Source organism: Gilliamella sp. wkB108, assembly GCF_001690195.1.
Taxonomy (GTDB): domain Bacteria; phylum Pseudomonadota; class Gammaproteobacteria; order Enterobacterales; family Orbaceae; genus Gilliamella; species Gilliamella apicola_L.
This window is the reverse complement of the sequence record NZ_LZGM01000015.1, coordinates 74,416-96,313: the sequence shown is the minus strand read 5'-3', so window position 1 is coordinate 96,313 and position 21,898 is coordinate 74,416. Positions and strand designations below refer to the sequence as shown.

At 35.0% G+C, this 21,898-nt stretch carries 18 protein-coding genes; 12 read left to right on the top strand and 6 right to left on the bottom strand.

Translation table 11 applies throughout. The features are described from left to right. Window positions 1–17: 17 nt before the first annotated feature. Window positions 18–908: a LysR family transcriptional regulator gene (locus tag A9G11_RS01625; protein ID WP_065617791.1), complete on the bottom strand. Its 891-nt coding sequence runs from the start codon at window positions 906–908 to the stop codon at window positions 18–20. Between the two features lie 103 nt (window positions 909–1,011). Between A9G11_RS01625 and A9G11_RS01620 the strand changes: the two genes are divergently transcribed. Both A9G11_RS01620 and A9G11_RS01615 read left to right on the top strand, forming a co-directional pair. Beyond that, window positions 1,012–1,680, top strand: coding sequence for an NADPH-dependent F420 reductase (locus tag A9G11_RS01620; protein WP_081298376.1), 669 nt, complete (start codon window positions 1,012–1,014; stop codon window positions 1,678–1,680). 57 nt (window positions 1,681–1,737) lie between these two features. Further along, entirely contained in the window at window positions 1,738–2,526 is a 789-nt protein-coding gene (locus A9G11_RS01615) for an SDR family NAD(P)-dependent oxidoreductase (protein ID WP_065617790.1), read from the top strand. An 88-nt stretch (window positions 2,527–2,614) separates the two neighbouring features. Here the strand turns inward: A9G11_RS01615 and metG are convergent, their stop codons facing one another. Further along, a complete protein-coding gene (gene metG / locus A9G11_RS01610; RefSeq protein ID WP_065617789.1) occupies window positions 2,615–4,639 on the bottom strand; it encodes a methionine--tRNA ligase in 2,025 nt (674 codons plus the stop codon). A gap of 217 nt (window positions 4,640–4,856) precedes the next feature. Between metG and apbC the strand changes: the two genes are divergently transcribed. Further along, the gene (apbC, locus tag A9G11_RS01605; RefSeq protein ID WP_065617861.1) at window positions 4,857–5,966 is read left to right on the top strand and encodes an iron-sulfur cluster carrier protein ApbC; all 1,110 of its coding nucleotides are present in this window, start codon (window positions 4,857–4,859) and stop codon (window positions 5,964–5,966) included. Between the two features lie 114 nt (window positions 5,967–6,080). Here the strand turns inward: apbC and A9G11_RS01600 are convergent, their stop codons facing one another. Next, on the bottom strand, window positions 6,081–6,824 hold the full coding sequence (locus A9G11_RS01600; protein WP_065617788.1) for an acid phosphatase: 744 nt from the start codon (window positions 6,822–6,824) through the stop codon (window positions 6,081–6,083). 420 nt (window positions 6,825–7,244) lie between these two features. Then, entirely contained in the window at window positions 7,245–7,598 is a 354-nt protein-coding gene (locus tag A9G11_RS01595) for a DMT family protein (RefSeq protein ID WP_065617787.1), read from the bottom strand. A 275-nt stretch (window positions 7,599–7,873) separates the two neighbouring features. Here A9G11_RS01595 and tpx point away from each other — a divergent pair, with 275 nt between their 5' ends. Continuing rightward, window positions 7,874–8,386 carry a thiol peroxidase gene (tpx, locus tag A9G11_RS01590; protein WP_065617786.1) on the top strand — a complete coding sequence of 171 codons (513 nt, stop codon included), beginning with the start codon at window positions 7,874–7,876 and terminating at the stop codon, window positions 8,384–8,386. 139 nt (window positions 8,387–8,525) lie between these two features. After that, window positions 8,526–9,701, top strand: a complete 1,176-nt coding sequence (locus tag A9G11_RS01585) for a sugar transporter (RefSeq protein WP_065617785.1) — start codon at window positions 8,526–8,528, stop codon at window positions 9,699–9,701. Between the two features lie 53 nt (window positions 9,702–9,754). Here the strand turns inward: A9G11_RS01585 and A9G11_RS01580 are convergent, their stop codons facing one another. Beyond that, on the bottom strand, window positions 9,755–11,683 hold the full coding sequence (locus A9G11_RS01580; RefSeq protein WP_065617784.1) for an ABC transporter ATP-binding protein: 1,929 nt from the start codon (window positions 11,681–11,683) through the stop codon (window positions 9,755–9,757). A 198-nt stretch (window positions 11,684–11,881) separates the two neighbouring features. On the opposite strand from A9G11_RS01580, the gene A9G11_RS01575 reads away from it, so the two are divergent. Further along, a complete protein-coding gene (locus tag A9G11_RS01575) occupies window positions 11,882–14,041 on the top strand; it encodes a phage holin family protein (RefSeq protein ID WP_065617783.1) in 2,160 nt (719 codons plus the stop codon). 70 nt (window positions 14,042–14,111) lie between these two features. Here the strand turns inward: A9G11_RS01575 and glyA are convergent, their stop codons facing one another. Continuing rightward, on the bottom strand, window positions 14,112–15,368 hold the full coding sequence (gene glyA, locus A9G11_RS01570; RefSeq protein ID WP_065617782.1) for a serine hydroxymethyltransferase: 1,257 nt from the start codon (window positions 15,366–15,368) through the stop codon (window positions 14,112–14,114). Between the two features lie 749 nt (window positions 15,369–16,117). Between glyA and A9G11_RS01565 the strand changes: the two genes are divergently transcribed. The 6 genes from A9G11_RS01565 (at window position 16,118) to A9G11_RS01540 (ending at window position 21,868) form a co-directional block, all read left to right on the top strand. Beyond that, on the top strand, window positions 16,118–17,563 hold the full coding sequence (locus A9G11_RS01565) for an LTA synthase family protein (RefSeq protein WP_065617781.1): 1,446 nt from the start codon (window positions 16,118–16,120) through the stop codon (window positions 17,561–17,563). A gap of 5 nt (window positions 17,564–17,568) precedes the next feature. Further along, window positions 17,569–18,192 (top strand): LysE family transporter, encoded by a 624-nt coding sequence (locus A9G11_RS01560; protein ID WP_065617780.1) that lies wholly within the window; start codon window positions 17,569–17,571, stop codon window positions 18,190–18,192. A gap of 218 nt (window positions 18,193–18,410) precedes the next feature. Then, window positions 18,411–19,373: an arabinose-5-phosphate isomerase GutQ gene (gene gutQ / locus A9G11_RS01555; protein ID WP_065617779.1), complete on the top strand. Its 963-nt coding sequence runs from the start codon at window positions 18,411–18,413 to the stop codon at window positions 19,371–19,373. Between the two features lie 187 nt (window positions 19,374–19,560). Then, window positions 19,561–20,082: a shikimate kinase AroK gene (aroK, locus tag A9G11_RS01550; RefSeq protein ID WP_065617778.1), complete on the top strand. Its 522-nt coding sequence runs from the start codon at window positions 19,561–19,563 to the stop codon at window positions 20,080–20,082. 73 nt (window positions 20,083–20,155) lie between these two features. After that, window positions 20,156–20,995: an SPOR domain-containing protein gene (locus A9G11_RS01545; protein WP_065617777.1), complete on the top strand. Its 840-nt coding sequence runs from the start codon at window positions 20,156–20,158 to the stop codon at window positions 20,993–20,995. A gap of 51 nt (window positions 20,996–21,046) precedes the next feature. Next, window positions 21,047–21,868, top strand: coding sequence for a Dam family site-specific DNA-(adenine-N6)-methyltransferase (locus tag A9G11_RS01540; RefSeq protein WP_065617776.1), 822 nt, complete (start codon window positions 21,047–21,049; stop codon window positions 21,866–21,868). Window positions 21,869–21,898 lie beyond the last annotated feature (30 nt).

The following is a 21,898-nucleotide window of genomic DNA, read 5'->3' as shown; positions in this document are numbered from 1 at the left end:
ATAAAACAAGAGATCTTTTAGATGCTTGATTCTAATATGAACTCAATAAACATTTTCAGCTTCGGCAAACGTTGAGCATCGGCGGTATAAATTAAATGCATCTTCTTTGCCGGAGGTAAATAACCTTGTAATATTGGCAGTAATTTTTTTTGTTTAATCAGATCACTAAGCATAAACTCAGATAACATCGCGATCCCTACCCCTTCAACCGCTGCCGACGCTAATACCGAAGTATCATTACTTTGAAATGCACCAGCGATAGGAATTTGCACTAATTTACCGTTAATAGTGAAAGGCCAAATATTGTCATTCCCGTTACGATTGACATATTGGTATATCAAGCATTGATGATCTTTTAGTTCATAAGGAGTTGCCGGAATACCATGCTCAGTGATATAGCTCGGTGAAGCAGCAAAAATAGGTTGATAAGGGCTAAGTTTACGGGCAATTAAACCTGAATCATTCAATTCACCAACACGGAAAGCAACATCAAATTCCTCTTTGACTAAATCGACATAACGATCACTGAGTTGAACATCAACATTAATTTTTGGATAGCACTTCATAAATTGGCTAATTAAAGGGATCAAAGTAAACCGACCAAAACTCAGTGGAGCACTAATTCTAATTCTCCCCTTAGGCTCTTCACTAAACTGCTGTGCCAAGGTTTTTGTCTTCTTAACTTCGCCAAGAATAACTAAACAGCGATCATAATATTGTTTGCCAAATTCAGTTAACATTTGTGAACGAGTTGTTCGATTAAGTAATTTTAATCCTAAATAGCTTTCTAAAAAGGCTATGTATTTAGCGACCATTTGTGGTGAAGTATTTAACGAAATAGATGAAGTGGCAAAAGAACCTGTTTTTACCGTTAATACAAATGCTTCCATACATCTAAATAGATCCATATTAATAACTCTCAGTTGTTAATAAATCAATTATAACTATATTTATTATCTTTTAATTTACAAAGATAATACACCATAGTTATCAGGAATAGGAGATATTTCAGTGAAAAAAATTGGTATAATTGGAGCTGGATTTGTTGGTCAAGCTTGTGCAACGCTATTTATGCAGGCTGGTTACCAAGTCATGTTGAGTAATTCAAGAGATAAAAATACACTATTTAGTGTAGCTAGAGGTATAGGCTGTGAAATTGGCAGTCAACAAGAAGCTATTGAATTTGGTGATATAATCATGGCTGCAATTCCATTCATCAACTATCCACAACTACCAACTGAACTACTCGCCAATAAAATCGTTCTTGATACCATGAACTATTATCCTAAGCGTGACGGACAGTTCCAACAATTAGATAATTATGAAACCACAACCAGTGAATTAGTTGCTAAGCATCTAAATAAATCTAAACTTATCAAAGTGTTTAATGCCATTTTGGCAAAAGATATCGTGAAAGATGCAAAACCAAACGATAAATTAAATAGACGCGCAATTCCAGTTGCAGGAGATGACTTATTAGCCAAACAAGTAATATTTGAGTTACTCGATCGTGTAGGCTTTGATTATGTTGATGTCGGATCTTTAGCTGTAAGTTGGAAATTTGAACGAGCTAAACCAGCTTATTGCTTCCCATTTAACCGCTCACAGTTACAAGATGCTTTAATGCAAGCAAAAAGAGACATTCAGTTACCAGAAAACGCATGGAATAAGTTATTATAGATTTAAACAGCATTAATTAATATTCATACATAAAACTTTAATGAAAGGTAAATAGATATGCAAAATATAGATAAAAAATATACCGTTATAACCGGGGCTAGTTCAGGAATAGGTTATGCAACAGCCATCGCTTTTGCTAAACGCAATAAAAATCTTATTGTGATTGCCAGAAGAGAAGAACAATTAGCCTTATTAAAACAAAAAATTGCCGATATCAATCCGCAATTAGAGGTTGTAATCAAAGTGTGTGATTTATCTAAATCGACTAATGTACATGCACTTTTTAATCAATTAGACAATTATTTTATTGAAACTTGGATCAATAATGCTGGGTTTGGTAATTATGGCAGTGTTGGTGATCAGGATCTAGATAAAATTGAAACCATGCTACATTTAAATATTGAAGCCTTAACGATATTTTCCACTCTCTATACAAGAAAATATCAAAACCAATCTGGTACACAAATTATTAATATCTCATCACGTGGTGGCTATACAATTGTGCCTAATGCTGTTACCTATTGTGCAACTAAATTTTATGTCAATGCCTTCACTGAAGGACTTGCACATGAGTTAAAACAAATCAAAGCCAAATTAACGGCTAAAGTTTTGGCTCCTGCTGCAACCCAAACTGAATTTGGTCAAAAAGCTAACAATGTTACTGAATATGACTATGATAAAAGTTTCGCTAAATATCATACGGCAGATCAAATGGCAGAATTTTTGCTGGCACTTTATGATAGTGATAAAACTATTGGTGAAATCAACACAAAAGATTTTTCATTTTCTTTAAAAGATAGCATCTTCCCTTATTCAGGAGATCCTAAACAAAATCAAAAAAGTTGATTGTAGGGACATTTTATACTTAAACGTATAGCTAACCTGAAACATCTTAACAAGTATAACTACTTGTTAAGATGCAAATTAGTGTCATTTAGGCAATTCGCATACCAGGTTTTGCACCACTATCTGGTGATAATAGATAAATACCGTCACTATCATCTTTGCCACTCGCTGCAAGTACCATACCTTCTGAAAGACCAAAACGCATCTTTCTAGGTGCTAAGTTAGCAATCATAACCGTCAAACGTCCAATTAATACCTGAGGATCTGGATAAAACTGTTTGATCCCCGAAAACACATTTCGTGTTTGGTCACCAATATCGAGTGTTAACTGTAATAACTTATCTGAACCTTCGACAAGTGTGGCGTTTTTAATTAGAGCTACACGTAAATCCACTTTAGCAAAATCATCAAAATTGATGGTATCTGCGATAGGTTCAGCCATTGTCGCTGTCGTCGTGGCCGATACAGCTTGCTGTTTAGATTCTTCAATCATTGTAATAATTTTGTCCATATCAATACGGTTAAATAGGGCTTTGAAACGATTAATTGTATGATTGGTTAAGGCATTATCAATAGTATGCCACTGTAGTTTACTGTTTAAAAATTCTTCTGTTCGTTCAGCTAGTGAAGGAACTATCGGTTTTAAATAAGTCATTAAAATACGGAATAAGTGGATCCCCATTGAACAGATATCATGTAATGCCTGATCTTGCCCCTCTTGTTTAGCAACAACCCAAGGCGCTTTTTCATCGATGTAACGATTCGCTTCATCAGCCAATGCCATAATTTCACGAATCGCCTTACTGGATTCTCGTTGTTCAAAATAATCAGCAATAATTTGCGACTTTTCAGTAAACTGAGCATAGAGTTCAGGTTCAGCGACTTGTCCTGAGAGTTTTCCGTCGAAACGTTTACTGATAAATCCAGCCGACCGTGAAGCAATATTGACCACTTTATTGACTAAATCACTATTAACGCGTTGTACAAAATCTTCTAGATTTAAATCAATATCATCAATATGTGGAGATAATTTAGCTGCATAATAATAACGCAAACAATCCGGATCTAAATGTTTTAAATAAGTACTGGCTTGAATAAAAGTGCCTCGCGATTTAGACATTTTCGCACCATCAACGGTCACATATCCATGTACAAAAATATTTGACGGTTTACGATAGTGACTACCTTCCAACATTGCCGGCCAAAACAGACTATGGAAATAAACAATATCTTTACCAATAAAATGATACAGTTCGGTAGTTGAATTTTTATTCCAGAATTCATCAAAAATTGGTTTATTATTTTTATTACAATAATTTAAGAAAGATCCCATATAGCCAATTGGTGCATCTAACCAAACGTAAAAATATTTACCAGGTGCGTCAGGAATTTCAAAACCAAAGTAAGGGGCATCTCGGCTTATATCCCATGGTTGTAAACCTGCTTCAAACCACTCCTGCATCTTATTAGCCACTTGATCTTGTAATGTGCCTGAACGTATCCACTCTTGTAACATATTTGAAAAAGCAGGCAGATCAAAAAAGAAATGCTCAGAATCTTTCATAATCGGGGTTGCGCCCGATACAACCGATTGCGGATTAATCAGATCAATAGGATTATAAGTAGCACCGCACACTTCACAGTTATCACCATATTGATCGGGAGCTTTACAACGCGGACAAGTACCTTTTACAAACCGATCTGGTAAAAACATCTTTTTTTCAGGGTCAAAAAGTTGCGAAATCACTTTGGTTTTAATATAACCGTTAGTTTTTAAGCGTTTATAAATCTGCTCTGATATCTCTCTATTTTCTGGGCTATGAGTAGAATGGTAATTATCGAAACTTATATTAAACCCAGAAAAATCACGTTGATGCTCTGCTTTTACCGTTTCAATCATCTGTTCTGGTGTCACACCCAATTGCTGCGCTTTGAGCATAATTGGCGTACCATGAGCATCATCGGCACAAATAAAATAGATTTCATTACCACGCATTCGCTGATAACGCACCCAAACATCTGCTTGAATATGCTCAAGCATATGACCTAAGTGAATTGATCCATTAGCATAAGGAAGCGCACAAGTAACCAGTATTTTGCGTTGAGTTGTCATGTTGATTTATTACCTTTTTTTACATAATGGCAGAAATAGTACATCAATCGTGGGATTATCGCTAGATTTATGCCATAATTTGATAAAATTTCTTTAGATACTCAGCTAACCTTTAAATGAAAAACGAAAAAATGGATTGCAGGTAGAAATATTTTTCGCCATTTATCCTTTTTTATTTTTATCGGTCATTACGGATAAAAAACTAACATTGGGTCGGATGAATATAAACATTTGTGGACAAGAGACAAGGCTAATACCCATGGAAGCAAAAAAGATTCTTGAACAATTTACTCACCCTACACTAACCAAGAATTTAGTTGAATTAGGTGCAGTAAAACAGTGTGAACAAGTGAATCATCACTTGTTGATTTCGTTGGAAATGCCATTTGCTTGGCAAATGACTTTTGAAGAGTTAAAACAGACTGTGACCCCCGAGTTGCTTAAACTTGAAGGTATTGATGAGGTTAACTGGAATATTAAATATAACATTGCCACTTTAAAGCGTGCTAACAGTCAACCTGCCATTAATAATATCAAAAATATTATTGCAGTTAGTTCGGGAAAAGGTGGTGTGGGTAAATCCTCAACTGCCGTTAACCTAGCTTTAGCTTTACAAAAGCAAGGTGCTAAAGTCGGCATTTTAGATGCTGATATATATGGTCCTTCAATTCCGATGATGCTAGGTACCGAAAAAGAACAACCGTTAACCCCAGATAATAAACATATGAATCCAATTACTGCTTATGGGCTTGCCAGTAATTCTATTGGTTATCTGGTCGAGTCAGATGGAGCCATGGTTTGGCGTGGTCCAATGGCAAGTAAAGCGCTATTACAAATTTTGCAAGATACCTTATGGCCTGAATTAGATTATTTAGTTGTCGATATGCCACCGGGAACAGGGGATATTCAGTTAACGCTTGCGCAAAATATTCCTGTTACCGCGGCAGTAATTGTTACTACTCCACAAGATATTGCCTTAATTGATGCGAAAAAAGGGATTACGATGTTTAATAAGGTGAATATTCCCACAATTGGTATTGTAGAGAATATGAGCTATCACATTTGTGAAAAATGTGGTCACCATGAAGCTATTTTTGGTGAAGGCGGTGCTGAGCGGTTAGCAAAACAGTATCATACATTGTTACTTGGACAAATTCCATTGCATAGTATGTTAAGACAAGATCTCGATGTTGGTAAACCAACGGTTATCAGTCATCCGGATAGTGAATTTGCTCAAATTTATTACCAAATTGCCGGTCGGATTGCTTGTGAGCTTTATTGGCAAGGTGAGGCAATTTTACCTGATATCTCTTTTAAGAGTTTATAATTTAACACTGCTTAATATTGGCTGTTATCACAAACAGCCAATATTTTACAGATTAACTTAGCTCTTTTATTCCTAACTAATAAACTAAACGGATATTTAATAAAATTTGCTTATTTATTGTTTTAACATGTCAAATTCTATTTTTGCTTTGGCTAATTGTTGAGTAAATGCAGTATTAGTGTGTAGTTGAGCAACAACCGCACCAGCCATAACCCTTGCTGCATCAATATCACTTTGCCAATGATAACCACAAATTACCCGACTATCGCCAATTTCATAACCCCGTTTTAAAATCTCATTTTGACGTTGTGGATTAATTTCAGCTAAAACAAGTGCGATAGCATATCCCATTGTGGTGTGACCTGATGGATACGAGCCATTGGTAGATAATGTTTTTTCATCTTCCGGACGACAAGTTGATTCATGAAAAAAAGAAAATGGCCTTACTCGATTATAATAATTTTTAGCTGAGCGAGTAGCAAGATCGCCGGCATCTTCTTTCATTGTAGCGATCAGTTTATAAATCTCTGGTGTTTTATCGGATGAAATAGCAAAACCGAAAGATGATGAAAATTGTTCTGTAATATTATCTTTACTCGTATCAGCATCTAAATAAGCTTGATGCCCCCTTTCTGTATTGCGTAAGGATTTACCCCAATCATATTGAGCCTTATCTCGGAGAAAATCGATACTATTATAAGCTGGCGGAGGAGGTAAAAGCAGTAAACTATTGGGAGCTTGATCCTCCTTAAGGTAAAAATCCTCAGGGCTAGTGGTAACATCTTTAACAGCAAAAACACAAGTACTGGTACAAATCAAAGAAGAAATAATTAAACTATTAATTAATATTTTGCGCATAGCGATCCCCTTAATGAGATTAGTTATAGATGTTTGCAACTCATGTGTTTACTTAAATCAACAAAATGATTTATAAGTATCTGATTATGATAGAAGAATTTTTTACAATAGGCTCATAAGGTATAGCCGTTGCTTAATTACAACGACTAATCAATAGTTAATTAATCATAAATTGAACAATTGAATTAATAAATGGTGGAGTGAGCTATATGTGATTAGAATCACATTTATATTTTATTGTTTTTCATTTTCTGTATTCAAATCTATTGTAATGGTAAAATAGACGGACAAATACCGTTAATAAAAGTTAAAAGCCCGCAATTTTACCTTTATAAAGTCAAGCTACACTTATAAAAAACAGTTATCTAGCCACAAAAGTTGCAATGGCTATCTAAAACTCACTTGCTTTTTGTCGCTATTTCATCCGATAATTTTATCCCGAAACATGAAAAATACTGCGCCTAATAAACAGATCCCTGCCCAGATATAATCGGTTTTAAATGGCTCTTTTAGTATAAAAATTGAAAATGGTATAAATACCGATAAACTGATCACTTCTTGAATAATTTTTAATTGTCCTGCACTGGCAACCTGAAAACCGATTCGGTTAGCTGGCACTTGCAATAAATATTCAAATAACGCAATTCCCCAACTAATAAACACCGCCACAATCCAAACTTGATTATGTAAAAAGCGTAGATGTCCATACCAAGCAAAGGTCATAAAAATATTACTAAAAGTAAGTAAACAAACAGTGATAAGAAGTTGACTCATGATAATAATGATAGTAGTGAAAAGGTTTAAATATTATATACCTTGCTATATTCGATTGACAAAGCTGTTACACGACAATTCTTACAAATGAAATAAGTCATTAGCTATTTTATTAATCGGATCTAACAGCGGTTTTAATGAGATATGGCTATTGCTGTCAAATCGTTATAGCTCTATATTAACTAAATAATAATTTTTAAAAGATCCCTTATTTTGTTGCAATGTTAGTGTAGAGATTTCCAATAACGTAATTTGTCACAATACAGGAGACAATTATGCAAAAAAGAGTAAATGAAGTTACTATGCGTGGTGTACCGGTTACTTTGCTCGGTCCAAAAATCAAAGTCGGTGATATTGCCAGTGATTTTGTAGTACAAGATGCCACAATGAAACCTGTCAAATTATCAGATTTTAACGGTAAGGTTAGAATTATTAATTCCGTTCCCTCAATTGATACCTCTGTGTGTAGCGCGCAAGTTCATCGTTTTAATGTTGAGGCAACTAAATTAAAAGATACGGTGATTTTTTCTGTTAGTGTTGACCTCCCTTTTGCTCTAGGTCGTTATTGTGCTGCAGAAGGTATTGATGCGGTGAAAGTAACCTCCGACCACAAAGACCTTGATTTTGGTTTGAAATATGGCGTTGTCATAGAGGATAAACGGTTACTGGCGCGAGCCGTCTTTATTATTGATAAAAATAACAAAATTGCTTATGTAGAGTATGTTAAAGAAACCTCAGATGAACCTAATTATGATAAAGCTTTAGCAGTAGTTAAGACGCTAGTTTAAATTAGCTTATGCCACCTAATCAAAGATAAGGTGGCAAGATAAATTAATATTTATTATTTGTATCTGTTTAATAATAAAAAATATTCGGTTATAATCGCGAACAATATATATCCCTTCTATCATCTTTATATTTTATACCATGAATAATACCAAAAAACGGTCTCGGATATGGTCGTCGATTCTTTGTCTCGCTTTTGCAGGATTTATTTTTAATACCACCGAATTTGTGCCGGTTGGCTTATTACCTAATATTGCCGAAAGTTTTTCAATGGATGTGTCCCACGCTGGTTTATTATTAACTATTTATGCGTGGGCGGTTTCTTTACTGTCACTTCCACTTACTATATTGACGTCAAAAATGGAGCGACGTAAGTTACTCATTTTTCTCTTTTGCTTATTTATTGGTAGCCATGTGTTAGCTGGATTTGCTTGGAACTTTATGAGTCTAATGCTTGCCAGAATTGGGATCGCTTGCGCCCATGCTGTATTTTGGGCTATCACAACACCTTTAGCGGTTCGATTAGCCCCTAATGGAAAGCGTGCGCAAGCTATGGGGTTTATTGTCGTTGGCGTTTCAATGGCAACAGTGTTAGGTATTCCAATTGGTACTATGATTGGTCAACTGCTAGGTTGGCGATTTACCTTTTTATGTATTGGATTTATTGCTTTTTGCATTATGATTTTGTTAACCAACTTGTTACCTAGTGTGCCAAGTACTAATACGATTTCTATTAAAGATATCCCACATGTACTTAAACGACCTGTTTTGTTAAATATCTATCTTTTAACAGCAATTATTATAACAGGTCATTTTACTGCTTATACTTATATCACACCATTTATGCTTAGTGTTGGTGGTTTTAATCAACATACCGTTGTGATTTTATTATTAGCTGTTGGATTTTCAGGTATGATAGGTAGCTTCATCTTTGCCAAATTTGCTGAACAGCACCCAACCGCTATATTAGTGATCCCTGTGCTGTTATTGATGATTTGTCTATTATCACTCTATGTCTGCGTTTTAAGCCTTTATACTGCAATATTGCAAGGGATGATATGGGGTTTAGCCATTACTATTATTGGTATGGTAATGCAAAGCAAAGTGATTGATGTAGCGCCAGATGCCGCTGATATTGCGACTTCGGTCTATTCAGGTATTTACAATATTGGTATAGGTGGCGGAGCATTTGTGGGTAGCCAAGTACTTATCTTATTATCAACCCAATATATCGGGTTCATTGGTGCGATATTTGTCATTATTGCACTATTGCTGTTCTTCTTTTTTTCCAGAAAGATTTGGATATTAAGCAAATAAGGGCTTGCATAACAAGCGCTTATTTGTACCGCTCAAATTTAATTTGACAAAGACTAATTATTTATTGCTTCTAACGCTTCCCAACGTTCGAATACGGCTTCTAATTCTGCTTCTTTATCAGCTAAAGTTTGTAATATCACGCTCGTTTCTTCGTGAGGACGATTAAAAAAATCACTCTGACTAATTTGCGCTTGAAGCTCAGTTATCTCAATGTCTAACTGCTCAATTTTGCTCGGTAATTGTGCTAATTCACGTTGTTCATTATAACTAAGCTTTACCTTTTTCTTCGTCACTTGTTGATTATTCTGACGATTAATATTGACAGTCTCTTTTTTAGTTATTTCAGGTTTATTATTCATTGCCGTTGAGACTTTAACTGGTTGAGACTGTTGCTGTTGCTGCAATGCATCGGTATAACCACCAGTATAAATACCAATATGACCCTGATCTTCAAAAAACCAGCATTGAGTTACAACATTATCAACAAATTGTCGATCGTGGCTCACCAATAAAACGGTTCCTTGATAATCATTAACTAACTCTTCTAATAGTTCTAATGTTTCAATATCAAGATCATTAGTTGGTTCGTCAAGTACTAATAAATTACTTGGTTTTAAAAACAGTTTAGCCAGCAATAAACGATTACGCTCACCTCCTGATAACGCTCGCACAGGCGTTCTAGCTCGTTTAGGTGGGAATAAAAAGTCTTGTAAATAACCAAGCACATGACGAGAACGTCCGTTGACCATAACCTCTTGCTTACCTTCAGCAAGATTATCCATAACGGTTTTTTCCGGATCGAGTTCTAACCGATGCTGATCAAAATAAGCAACTTCCAGTTTAGTCCCACAATGTACACTTCCGCTGGTAGGTTCTAAATCACCTAACATGAGTTTTAATAGTGTGGTTTTACCGATTCCATTTGGTCCAATAAGCGCGATCTTATCACCGCGTAATACTTGCACAGTAAAATCGTTAACCAATAATTTGTCTGCAATTTGATAATTCACATGCTCAAGTTCAAAAACAATTTTTCCTGAACGTAGTGCTTCTTCAATTTGCATTCTGGCACTACCCATGACTTGGCGTCGCTGGGAATATTCTTGACGCATCGCTTTTAATGCACGTACACGTCCTTCGTTACGAGTTCTACGTGCTTTGATTCCTTGACGTATCCATACTTCTTCTTGTGCTAATTTTTTGTCAAATTCGGCATTTTGTAACTCCTCGACACGTAATGCCTCTTCTTTACCTAACAAATAGCTATCGTAATCACCACCCCAAGAAGCAATTTTACCGCGATCAAGATCAATAATACGCGTTGCCATTTGCCTGATAAAAGAACGGTCATGGGAAATAAATACAATACTGCCATTAAAACTTTTCAAAAACTCTTCAAGCCATTTAATTGTTTCAATATCCAAATGGTTTGTCGGTTCATCAAGAAGTAAAACCGTAGGTTGACAAACTAAGGCCTTAGCTAATGCAGCTTTACGTAACCAACCACCAGATAATGAAGATAGTAGCGCCTCACCATCTAACGACAATGAAGAAATAATATTACGAATACGATTATCTAACTGCCAACCATTTTGATGATCGAGCTGTTCTTGCATTTTGGTCAATTTGGCCAAATTACTTTCACTAGGATCACTTTCAACACAATGCAATAATTCGTAATACTCTTTTAGTAACTGTGCTTGTTCTTGTAATCCTTCTGCCACAAAATCAAACACATTTCCTTGAATATCTCTTGGCGGATCTTGTTGTAAACGTGAAACAACAACGTTATTTTCATAAATAATTTGCCCATCATCTAATGGGATTTCTTTATTAAGTACTTTTAGTAAAGTGGATTTACCCGCTCCATTACGCCCAACAAGACAGACTCGTTCATTGGGTTCAATTGACATATCAATATGATCAAGCAGTGGAGCATCGCTAAAAGAGATATAAGCATTTGTTAGATTAATTAATGACATACTTGTAGTTTTTATCGAGATATAGAATAATAAGACGCTATTTTATCATTAAAGTTGTTCTAGACAATTAAAATCAATTATCAAAGAAATACTAAAAGCCCTCATCAAGGTGAGGATCACTGTTCTCTTCTTTTAAAAAACTAATGCTGTTGTATTTATTAACTACTAACATTAATAAATCTCGGTACGGAGGTTATTATGAGTCATATGTGGACATTTCAACGTGTCGGCGGATTAGATCAAGTTGTAATTAAAAGTACTGATGACATTATCAATTTACCCAATTTAGATCCCAAATTATGGGTTGCGCTTAGTTGCCCAACAACAGGACTCGATTTTGATGAAAGAACGCTTGCTCTATTAGATGTAGATCAAGATGGGCGGATTCGTATTCCAGATATTCTAGATGCAATTAATTGGATGAAAGATAAAATCTTATCCTTCGATAATATTTTACAAGCTTGCGAAATTTTACCTTTATCCCAAATAAATACTTCAACTGAACAAGGGCAGAAATTACTGGTCACCGCACATAGTATTTTAGCTAATCTAAACCAAAGCCAACGTGACTATTTAACACAAGACGATGTCCAACAATCGATTAAAATCAATGCTAATAAACTTTATAATGGCGATTTGATTTTTCCTGTCTCTGCTCAATTATCATCTGAAATGCAAACTTTTATTCAATCGGCAATTAATATTATCGGAGCCGAAAAAGATATGAGTGGACAAAATGGTATTAATTTAGCTATTGCTACAACCTTTGTAGATAATCTAAAAACTTGGTACCAATGGCAAACCGATATTAGTAATACTCAAACACCTTTTGGGGAAAATAGTTCCGAAATATGGAAACTTGTACAAATTCTTAAACCGAAAATCGATGATTACTTTCTACGTGTCGAACTTGCCCAGTATGCTCCTCAAGCACAAACTGCTCTTAATGTTGATGAAAAATATATCGTACCTACTGAAAATGGATTATTATCGGACGAAGCTTTGGCTCAACTGCCATTATCTAAAATTGACACTGAAAATACCCTTGATTTAGTCAATGGACTCAATCCACTTTGGAAATCTAAAATTACGACCTTTAAAACGTTAGTCACTTCTGCGCTTGCTAACCCCAACCAACTCACTCAACCAGAGTGGCAAAATATACAAAATAGCTTAGACGCCTATACTACGCTAATTAGTTCTAAACCGGCACTTACCCAATTAAAAGTATCTGTTGAGCCAACAGGTAGCATTGAAGATCTTTCCGGTAAACTGATTGCCAGTATCGTCAATAGTGATTTATTGACAGAATTTCAACATATGGTTGAGCAGGATAATAAAACCCCTATTTCGGCATCAGATGTGCTTATTTTAGAAAAGTTAGTACTTTTCCAAAAACATCTTTATCGATTACTGGTTAACTTTGCTTCATTTGCCGACTTTTTCTCTCTGGAAAATAGCGCTGCATTTCAATTAGGTAAACTCTATATTGACGGTCGCTGTGCAACGCTTTGCGTTTCAGTTGATAATATCGCTCAGCATTCTGTATTAGCAAATTACTCCGAGTTATGCCTACTGTATTGCGAATGTACAAGGCAAGGTCAAAAACAACTTATTGTTGCGGCAATAACTGCCGGTCAAGGTGATTTATTAATTGAAGGGCGAAACGGTGTATTTATTGATAATGAAGGTAATGACTGGGATGCTAATGTAGTTAAGATGATCACTAAACCGATTAGTATTCAGCAAGCAATCTGGGCGCCTTATCAACGTATTGGTCGTTTAATCACTGAACAGATCAACAAGTGGGCAACCAATAAAGATGCCGATATTGAAAAATCCAGTACCCAAGTTTTGCAAAATCCTGAAAACAAATTTGATATCGGTAAAAGTGTGGGGATCTTTGCAGCTATTGGCTTAGCAATAGGAGCTATCGGCACTGCTTTAGCGACTATTTTTCAGGCTATCTTTTCATTAACATGGTGGCAATTTCCACTTGTCTTTATTGGATTATTTTTAATTATTTCTGGTCCTTCTGTCATTTTAGCTTGGTTAAAGTTAAGACGTAGAACACTTGGCCCTCTGCTTGAAGCTTCCGGATGGGCGATTAATGGCCAAGTTAAAATCAATCTATTACTCGGTGGATTACTCACCAGTAAAGCGGAGTTACCGCAAAATGCCAAACGTAATTTACGTGATCCGATGAGAAAGCGAAACAAAAGCTTAATAATAGTTTTTATATTAGCCATAATAATAGGTATTGGTGCAACAGGTGGCTGGCTTTGGTATAAAGGTTATTTGAATCAATTTTTTACACCACAACAGCACCAACAAACCACCAACAATCCAACTAAATAACTAATTAACGGTGATAGCAAACCACTATCACCGTTTTTCAAGTGATGTGACCCGTTATCAGCATCAACCATTAATGCTGATATACCGGGAACTGATGACAAACAGCTAACACTTTTTCTTTAACTGCCTGAATAGCTTGTTCGTCATTGATGTTGTCCAGCACATCACAGATCCAGTGAGCAAGATCGCGTGATTGAGCCTCTTTAAACCCACGACGTGTGATCGCCGGCGAACCGATGCGTACACCAGATGTGACAAACGGACTTTGCGGATCTTTAGGTACACTATTTTTATTTACGGTGATATTCGCACTACCTAATGCGGCATCCGCTTCTTTACCTGTGATATTTTTATCAACTAAATCAATTAAAAATAGATGATTTTGTGTTTCACCAGAGACCACTTTATAACCACGCGCTAAAATTACGTCAACCATTGCTTTAGCATTTTTAATTACTTGTTCTTGATACTCTTTATAAGCTGGCTCCATCGCTTCTTTTAAGGCTACTGCTTTTGCCGCAATGACATGCATTAAAGGACCGCCTTGCGCACCGGGGAATACTGCTGAGTTCAATTTTTTATAAAGCTCTTCACTTCCACCTTTGGCTAAAATTAACCCACCACGAGGTCCACCAAGTGTTTTATGTGTTGTCGTTGTCACCACATGAGCAAAAGGAACAGGATTCGGATAACAACCGGCCGCGACTAATCCAGCAACATGAGCCATATCGACAAATAAATAAGCTCCAACACTATCAGCAATTTCACGCATCTTTCGCCAATCAACTATGCCAGAATAAGCAGAGAATCCGCCAACAATCATTTTAGGTTTAGCTTGCTCAGCTATTTTTGCCACTTCGTCATAATCAATATGCCCTGTATCATCAACGCCATAAGCAACAACTTTATACAACTTACCGGAAAAATTAACCGGTGAACCATGGGTTAAATGTCCTCCTTCCGATAAATTCATTCCAAGCACCGTATCACCAGGTTGTATTAAAGTAGTATACACGGCAAAATTAGCTTGTGAGCCTGAATGTGGTTGCACATTGGCATAATCAGCTCCAAATAGTGCTTTAGCCCGATCGATAGCCAGTTGTTCTACAATATCAACATATTCACAACCACCATAATAACGTTTACCCGGATAACCTTCTGCATATTTATTGGTGAGTTGTGAACCTTGTGCTTGCATTACTCTTGGACTGGTATAATTTTCCGATGCAATAAGTTCTAAATGATCTTCCTGACGCTGCTCCTCTGCTTTAATTGCATCCCATAAATCCTTATCATAATCGGCAATGGTCATATCTCTACTAAACATGTTGGCTCCTTGTTAAAAATTGCATTGTTTTTAGAATTATTACAGTACTTGTTAGCACGAAAAAACATCATAACTGATGTATCCTCACTTAATCACCATTTAATTTCAATCTTTTTTTAATTATAAATAATATTTATTTTAAAACCTTGAGTCAGCCCAACGATTTTAGTAGGACGAAATGAACATTCTTTTTGTTTATTAAGCGAAAGATAACTTTGTTTTCAAACGATATCACTTAACTTGTTTTACTTTTAAAACAAATTTTTATTACTCTTAGATAAAATAATTGGACTATTGCTACTTAAATGTAGGATGAAAGATATTTGCCCTACTACTTCCTAAAAATGATACCTTTACTTGCTAACCCAAAGCCAGTCAATAACAATTATCTACTCATCAATAAATCATCTAGTTAATCGTCACATGTGAAATATAATTCTATTTTACTAAATATTCACCACTATTAATCTGGAGAATAAAAAATGATTACGTTATCAGTGAAACGATCTAAAAATCCTACTTGAATTCAAGCTAAAATTACATACTAAGACATATACCTTTCCTGAAAGTTCTTTACGTCATTATTCCAATGAATTAATTAATATTAGTAATAGATGTAAAAGAGTTATCAAACCTTTAGCGTCTAATAACGAGCTTTTTACAGTTGAATCGAAAATAAGTTACTATTTTTTACTTTTGAGACTTTAAGTATATACTTAGTCAAAATTGTTTATTGAGTAATGAGTTTTATGCCCATATCGACCTTAGTTGTTATACCTCTTTTTATTATCACCCTTGCTTTTGCTTCATTATTTTCCCCAAAAAAATGGCAACTACTTACCATCATATTAATGACGGTGTTTATTGTCATGGAGCTTACAGCAATTTACTTTAGTGGTGGTTTTATAGATTATCAATTTTATGTTAACTTGAATATTAATGACATTATTGAAGGGTTATTTATCTTTAAATTACAGGCTGTGTTAGTCACTGTAGTGTTTTTTGTTCTTATCTGGATAATGACAAAGTTAACCAATCTATTTAAACGTAAATGTCATTTATTTTTACGATTAGTTTTAGGTATTTTAGCCATTTTTTCCATTAGCTATCATAATGGTCCTGTGAGTCGCTTATATGAGATTTATCAAGTAACCACCGCGCCAAGAGTACCATTTGAACAAGCATTACAAACGCTCAATATGACAGATTATCCGAATAAAGATCAGCTTATTAGTCATAAAGGTCAAAATATTATTGTCATATCATTAGAGTCATTCGAGCAAGGTTTTTTTGATTTTGAAGATATTACCCCTAATTTACGTCAATTACGCCAAGAATATACCTTCTTTCCTAATATGCCTATGAGTGCTGGTAGTACTTGGACGACTGCTTCTATGTATACCTACATGACGGGTATGCCTTTTTTGATTGGTGGTTTTGCCACTACCCCATTAATTAACGCTAATAAAACACAAATAGTCAGTTTAGGCGATGTATTACACCAAGCTGGCTATCAAACCCGTTATGTCATGGCCAGTCCTAGTTTTGCCGGTATTGGACATACTGCTGAACTATTAGGCATGCAAGTTATATCTGAAAAAAATTATGTTAATCAATATCCTGAAGCTCCATTTGGTTTATATGATAAAGATATTTTCGATATAGCAAAACAGCAAATTACCGAGATGAATAATGGTGATAAACCATTTGCATTATTTATTTCAACTGTATCGACTCATGCTCCTAATGGATTTTATGATGACCGTATGGCCTCTGTAATTTCCTCAAAAGAGGATAATATGTCCTTTGTAGCAGCATCACTTGATCATAATCTGGGATTATTTATCCAAGAATTAAAGGATAAAGGTATATTAAATAACACTATTTTTTATATTTTCCCAGATCATCTCATGATGGGTGCTGGAACCTCAACAATTAGACATCTTTCAGAAAAAGAGCGTAAATTATACCTATTGACCAATGCACAAACTCAGGATTTACAAAAAACACCTGACCAAACAATCTACCAAATTGATTTACCTCGTTTAATATTAAATGGCGCACAAATTCAAACCAACGCCAAATTTTTAACCGATTATTTAACCAAACCAAATTTTGATAAAAAACAATTTATTGAGCAAAATAAAACCAATATTGCAACATTAAACCACTCGGCAGAAGAGGTTAAACAGTAACAACAATGACTCTTGATATTTTGATTTTAGTCACAACAATTAGTTTTCTAGGAATGATATCTCCGGGACCTGATTTTTTCCTTATATTGAAAAATAGCTTAAGTTATAGCCGAAAATTAGCATTAATTACTTGTTTGGGCGTAATTACCGCTATCTTAATTCATATGAGTTACTGTGTTGCAGGAGTCGCCATACTTATCACTGCTACACCATGGTTATTTAATGCTCTACGTTATGCTGGGGCTACTTACTTAATCTGGCTGGGTATTAAAGCCTTGCTTGCTAACGTTTCGACGACAACATACATTGGCAGGTCAATCACTAAACAGGTTATCTCAAGTAAAACAGCTTTTTTGCAAGGTTTTTTATGCAATTTACTTAATCCAAAAGCTACCCTGTTCTTTCTTGCTATTTTTACTCAAGTATTAAATGCTAATTCATCTTTAACTGATAAACTCGTTGTTGCATTTATTATTTGGATACAAGCTGTATTTTGGTGGCCTTTTGTTGTCTTTATTTTTCAAACACAAACTGTACAACGTCGTTATTTTAAAATTCAGTTCATTATTGACAAATTATTAGGCGTAATTTTAATTATGCTAGGCATAAAAGTTGCGCTAGGTTTTTAATGCTAAAGATGAAATTAACTACTTTTTATACTTAAACATATAGCACTCCTGAAACTTTTTTACAAATTAACCTAAGTAAAGCTTTCTTTTTTGAATATTTAGCTGTTAATTGTTAAACTGTTACACATGTGACTGTTTTTAATTATTAGGAATTGAATTTGATACTAATTTTATAAAAAACAGTTATTTTTAATAAAAATACCATAGGCTAATTAAAAATGGACAAGTTATTACAATATGGTCGAGAACTTCTTGAATTGGAACTTTACGAAGCGCAAAAATTACCTAATCGACTTGGTGATGATTTTATCAAAGCGTGTCAGCTTATTATAGCGACTAAAGGAAAAGTAGTTGTTTCGGGTATCGGCAAGTCTGGACATATAGGTAAAAAAATAGCAGCATCTCTAGCAAGCACTGGCAGTCCAGCTTTTTTTATGCACCCATCAGAGGCTTTGCATGGTGATTTAGGTATGGTTACCGAAAATGATGTGGCTATCTTAATTTCTTACTCTGGTCGAGCTAAAGAATTTAATTTCATTTTACCCATACTGGCAACAATGAATATCCCTGTGATTGCAATTACTGGTGGATTGGACTCTCCACTGGCCAAATCAGCACAGGCTGTTTTAGATATTTCAATTGAAAAAGAAGCTTGCCCTATGGGACTTGCACCGACTTCAAGTTCAACCAATACATTACTGATAGGTGATGCACTAGCCATTGCGGTGATGCGCGCTAAAGGCTTTAAAGAAGAAGATTTTGCACGTTCTCACCCAGCAGGTAGTTTAGGTGCTAAATTACTTAATCATGTAAAAGATGTTATGCGAACGGGAGATTTAATTCCCAAAGTTCCACAAACAGCAACCGTATTTGATGCAATGCTAGAACTTAGTCGTACAGGTGTAGGTTTAGTTGCTGTATGTAATGACAATAATAAAATTATCGGGGTTTTTACAGATGGTGATTTACGTCGATTATTATTAAAAAATGGCACACTACAAGATCGTATTATGACGGTGATGACCAGTCCGGGCTATAGAATACCTGAAAATTGGAAGGCAATTGAAGCACTGAAATCATTTAATGACCATAATATTACAGCTGCTCCCGTGGTTAATACGGAAGGCGAATTAGTTGGGGCTTTAAATATTCATGATTTGCATCAAGCCGGAATTAGCTAAAACTATTAATAAATACCTATTGCAAAAAGGGGCTATCTATTGAGATAATTACCGACCTAAATTTTTGTCGTTAGACGGAGATCCAAGAAAAGTTACACAGTTTATATCAACAATGGTTATAAAAATCATAATTAATTGATACTGTGTTGTATATTTTTAACCAAAATTAATAGATGATGAAACTACAATGGCAGAAAAGCGAAATATCTTTCTAATTGGCCCAATGGGGGCAGGAAAAAGCACAATAGGCCGACAAATTGCACAACAGTTAGGCATGGAATTTTTTGATTCTGATCAGGAAATCGAAAAGCGTACTGGCGCTGATATTGCATGGATTTTTGATTTAGAAGGTGAAGACGGATTCCGAGCCAGAGAAGAGAAAGTTATTAACGAATTGACTGAAAAACAAGGTGTAGTACTGGCAACAGGTGGCGGTTCAGTCTTATCTAAAGAAACTCGCAATCGATTGTCAGCGCGTGGTATTGTGGTCTATCTTGAAACAACAATTGAAAAGCAAATGGCTAGAACACAAAAGGATAAGCGTCGGCCACTTTTGCAAGGCGGTAATACACCGCGTGAGCTTTATGAAGAGTTAGCAGGTGAACGTGAGCCTCTTTATGAAGAAATTGCGGATATTACAATTAAAACAGATGAACAAAGTGCAAAAGGTGTAGCAGGTTATATTATTGAAAAAATAGAAGAAATATAAGCTATTTATTTTCATTCATATAATGACTAATCATTAAGATGCGATAAACCTGATGACAGGTGAAGGAGTAAGTATGCGAGTAGATAGAGATGATCGTTATGTATCGGAACAACCAAATAAGGACTCTACGCCCTCATTTAAATTGCCCAATATACTACCAAATTTTTCAAAAACTAAATTGATTATTTTGGGTTTGACAATTGTAATTATTCTACTTTTGCTTAGCTTAATTATCTTTCGTTCTTCACACAAAAATGAACCAACTCCATTGACGCCGCCGGTTGTCAATGGTGATTCATCAATTGAAGACAATAGTACATTAACTGATGAAAATTCTAACGTACTTACTCAACCTAATGATTTGAATTCAACAACTAATCCACAGGATACGACATTAAATCCATCCTTTAATCAAAACGATGGAAATAATAATCCGAATGATTTAACCAATGAACAAAATAACAATCAAATTACAACATCTGAACAACGAGGTCGAACAAATACATCATCGACACCAAATAATATAAATAGTGTTAATGGTTCTTCCAATTCACATAATACGGAATCAACTCAATCTCAAAATACTCCTGAAAGAAATACGCTCAATAATAATGAAGGAGAACTAAATTTAGCAAAAACGGGTAAGTTAGAAAGTAATCATTTCTCGATTCAAATTAGTGCATCTTCATCGATCAATAATCTTAAAAAATTTGCGAATGAGCATAAAATTACTAACTACCAAATTTATGAAACAAAACGAAATAATAGTCCCTGGTTTGTGTTAATCAAAGGTAATTATGCGTCAGCCAATGACGCTAAAAAAGCAATTCAAGCTTTACCTAGTTCATTACAAAAAGACAAACCATGGGTCAAACCAGCTGCTACTATTAACAAAGAAAAAGCAATAAAATAAACAAAGGATAAAGTTCATTTATCCTACCTAAAAACAAAATAGGAGCATCCGTTGAAGAAGCAACGAGCCTTTTTAAAATGGGCCGGTGGAAAATATGAGCTTGTGGATACAATTAGGCGGTATCTACCTGAAGGGGAACAACTTATTGAACCATTTGTTGGAGCAGGTTCCGTCTTCTTAAATACTAACTTTAAAAATTATATTTTGGCTGACATCAATCATGACTTAATTGCGTTATTTAATTTGCTCAAATCAAAACCAGATCTCTTTATTAATGATCTGAAATTATTATTTAATCGTCAAAATAATCAAGCTGAAGCATTTTATCAACTACGTGATGTCTTCAATGGCAGTAAAGACCAATATTTACGATCACTTTTGTTTGTATATTTAAATCGTCACTGCTATAACGGTTTATGTCGTTATAATAATAGCGGTAAATTTAATGTCCCATTTGGGCGCTATAAAACTATTTATTTCCCAGAAAAGGAGTTGTACTTTTTTGCCGAAAAAGCACAAAACGCGCAATTTATTTGCGCACCTTATCAAAAGGTAATGAAAAAAGCCAAACAAAATTCGGTGATTTATTGTGATCCACCTTACCTTTCACCGAATGAATCAGCTGGGTTTACCGCTTATTATTCAAACAACTTCGGATTTGAAGAACATAAAAAATTATCACAATTGGCTGAAAAGATAGCGTATAAAAATGATATTCCAGTGCTGGTGTCTAATCATTATACGGATTACACCAAAACACTTTATAATAAAGCTAGTTATCTTTACCGCGCAGAAATGCGACGTTCAATTAGTTGTGCAGGTGAAGGACGCAAAAAAATTGATGAGATTTTAGCTCTGTACAAAAAATCTTAAATTGATTTGCGGATAAGCTTAATCATTAGA

Excerpts from the sequence above, each read along its gene's own strand:
- A9G11_RS01600 (WP_065617788.1), bottom strand. The coding sequence starts at position 6,824 with ATGCGCAAAATATTAATTAATAGTTTAATTATTTCTTCTTTGATTTGT.
- A9G11_RS01595 (WP_065617787.1), bottom strand. The coding sequence starts at position 7,598 with ATGAGTCAACTTCTTATCACTGTTTGTTTACTTACTTTTAGTAATATT.
- A9G11_RS01560 (WP_065617780.1), top strand. The coding sequence starts at position 17,569 with ATGACTCTTGATATTTTGATTTTAGTCACAACAATTAGTTTTCTAGGA.
- aroK (WP_065617778.1), top strand. The coding sequence starts at position 19,561 with ATGGCAGAAAAGCGAAATATCTTTCTAATTGGCCCAATGGGGGCAGGA.
- apbC (WP_065617861.1), top strand. The coding sequence starts at position 4,857 with ATGAATATAAACATTTGTGGACAAGAGACAAGGCTAATACCCATGGAA.
- tpx (WP_065617786.1), top strand. The coding sequence starts at position 7,874 with ATGCAAAAAAGAGTAAATGAAGTTACTATGCGTGGTGTACCGGTTACT.
- glyA (WP_065617782.1), bottom strand. The coding sequence starts at position 15,368 with ATGTTTAGTAGAGATATGACCATTGCCGATTATGATAAGGATTTATGG.
- A9G11_RS01580 (WP_065617784.1), bottom strand. The coding sequence starts at position 11,683 with ATGTCATTAATTAATCTAACAAATGCTTATATCTCTTTTAGCGATGCT.
- A9G11_RS01615 (WP_065617790.1), top strand. The coding sequence starts at position 1,738 with ATGCAAAATATAGATAAAAAATATACCGTTATAACCGGGGCTAGTTCA.
- A9G11_RS01575 (WP_065617783.1), top strand. The coding sequence starts at position 11,882 with ATGAGTCATATGTGGACATTTCAACGTGTCGGCGGATTAGATCAAGTT.
- A9G11_RS01545 (WP_065617777.1), top strand. The coding sequence starts at position 20,156 with ATGCGAGTAGATAGAGATGATCGTTATGTATCGGAACAACCAAATAAG.
- metG (WP_065617789.1), bottom strand. The coding sequence starts at position 4,639 with ATGACAACTCAACGCAAAATACTGGTTACTTGTGCGCTTCCTTATGCT.
- gutQ (WP_065617779.1), top strand. The coding sequence starts at position 18,411 with ATGGACAAGTTATTACAATATGGTCGAGAACTTCTTGAATTGGAACTT.
- A9G11_RS01585 (WP_065617785.1), top strand. The coding sequence starts at position 8,526 with ATGAATAATACCAAAAAACGGTCTCGGATATGGTCGTCGATTCTTTGT.
- A9G11_RS01625 (WP_065617791.1), bottom strand. The coding sequence starts at position 908 with ATGGATCTATTTAGATGTATGGAAGCATTTGTATTAACGGTAAAAACA.
- A9G11_RS01565 (WP_065617781.1), top strand. The coding sequence starts at position 16,118 with ATGCCCATATCGACCTTAGTTGTTATACCTCTTTTTATTATCACCCTT.